The organism is Lacticaseibacillus salsurae (assembly GCF_045862175.1).
Taxonomy (GTDB): Bacteria; Bacillota; Bacilli; order Lactobacillales; family Lactobacillaceae; genus Lacticaseibacillus; species Lacticaseibacillus salsurae.
Map to the genome: position 1 here is coordinate 1 of NZ_BAAFZI010000145.1, position 1,130 is coordinate 1,130.

The 1,130-nt window shown below is 44.4% G+C and carries 1 protein-coding gene and 2 pseudogenes; 1 reads left to right on the forward strand and 2 read right to left on the reverse strand.

Annotation, left to right across the window (positions count from 1 at the left end):
- Positions 1-125, reverse strand: a pseudogene (locus tag ACKTSG_RS14305) (IS6 family transposase); the annotation flags it as partial.
- A gap of 137 nt (positions 126-262) precedes the next feature.
- On the opposite strand from ACKTSG_RS14305, the gene ACKTSG_RS14310 reads away from it, so the two are divergent.
- The gene (locus ACKTSG_RS14310; protein ID WP_054719944.1) at positions 263-634 is read left to right on the forward strand and encodes a DUF1304 domain-containing protein; all 372 of its coding nucleotides are present in this window, start codon (positions 263-265) and stop codon (positions 632-634) included.
- 189 nt (positions 635-823) lie between these two features.
- On the opposite strand, the pseudogene ACKTSG_RS14315 reads toward ACKTSG_RS14310, so the two are convergent.
- Positions 824-1,130: pseudogene (locus ACKTSG_RS14315) on the reverse strand (IS5/IS1182 family transposase); the annotation flags it as partial.

Genomic DNA, 1,130 nt, shown 5'->3' on the forward strand with positions numbered 1-1,130 from the left:
ACACTAACCCCGCGATCACGTAGCAATTCAACGATATCACGGTAGCTGAGACTGAACCTAAAATAGTAGCCAACGGCTACTATAATGATATCCTGTTGAAAGTGGCGTCCTTTAAAGTAATTCATGCACACAATCCCTCGTTTCTTGTCACTCAGTATACTAGAATGAAGTTGCCAGGCAAACTTTGCACCAGAGCCGTTCACATTTGTAAGGTGGTTTAGACGCGCAATTCATAGCCCTTTCCTATACTAGGAGGATCATGATGATTATTTTGAAAGATGTTTTTGTTATATTTGTCGCAGTAGAGGCGTTGCTCATTATGTTGCTTGAAATGTTTGGCACGCAAACTAAAATAGCACGCAACGCTTTCGACTTGTCGAAGAAATACTTGGCAATTAAAGAAGCACGCATGTCAATGGCCAACCAAGGCCTATACAATGGCTTCGTTGGCGTCGGTATCGTATACGCCCGATATGGTCTCACTGGTATGGCTTCGCTTCACGTCCAAGTCCTATTTATAGGTTTTGTTGTAATTGCTGCGCTGTTCGGTTCTGTAACAGCAAACAAAAAGATTATTTTCACGCAAGGAGGGCCCGCACTTTTTGCGCTTGGCTTTCTCTTGTTTGCGAATTAAATCACGGAATAGTCCATTTGTGATACGATATTACACTAACCCAAAGTAAGCTTGCGCCCATATGGGGCTTTTAAAACTTGCGGAAGCGAGCTTGACGTCTGGCTAATAATTCTTCCGGCGGCAAATTTTGTAACATCTCAAACTCTTCAATTAATGCTGCTCGTAACTGCCTAGGTAGTGGCTGTTGAACTAGGCCACCATATCTTCGACCCTTGTAGTAAATTTATAGCGAATTTGATAGGCCTCACCCTCGAATTTAGCCAAAATTAAAATTGGTATAGCAAATACCCTTAACAGGGTCAGCACACTGCTCAAGACGATGGCCGCGTCAATCTTGACGGCCAGTGATTCAGCTGTCCGAGTGTTCATCAAGTCAAGCCCCAGCGTGCCCTTCATAAAAGCAAACCGGCGTTCAATGGTACCTCTTCGATTCTCGGCATCAGTATCCTCACGCCGTTTCGCTGCATCAACGTGTTTTGGATGCCGGCCAAGCTTC

What these genes read in the sequence shown, in the direction of transcription:
- ACKTSG_RS14310 (WP_054719944.1), top strand. Translation starts at nt 263, where the DNA reads ATGATTATTTTGAAAGATGTTTTTGTTATATTTGTCGCAGTAGAGGCG.